The following is a 278-nucleotide window of genomic DNA, read 5'->3' on the forward strand; positions in this document are numbered from 1 at the left end:
GGTCAACAGGATCGAGTCGAAGCCATATTCGTTGAACGGTGTATCGCAGGCAATCGCCTCCGCTTCCATCTTCAGCGTTTGCGCGATCAGTGCGCGAAGTTCGGACTCCAGAGCGTCTGCAGCATAAGGTGCGCGCAATCCGTCGAGCAGTCCGTCGCGCGCTGGCATGGTGCTATTGCCCGGACCCGAAGAGGATGCACCATCGTTGCCGGCGGCCTTTGCCGGCACGGCCGGCAGCCGCGCATGCATCCACGCGCTCAGCTCGCGCAGTGTCGGAT

The 278-nt window shown here is 62.9% G+C and carries 1 protein-coding gene; it reads right to left on the bottom strand.

All coding sequences use genetic code 11. The annotated features are described in order from the left end of the window. Positions 1-249: acyl carrier protein (locus OZ10_RS20245; RefSeq protein ID WP_039566929.1), on the bottom strand; the 249-nt coding region annotated here is incomplete at its 3' end. Positions 250-278 lie beyond the last annotated feature (29 nt).

This window comes from Xanthomonas cannabis pv. cannabis (genome assembly GCF_000802365.1).
Classification (GTDB): Bacteria; Pseudomonadota; Gammaproteobacteria; order Xanthomonadales; family Xanthomonadaceae; genus Xanthomonas; species Xanthomonas cannabis.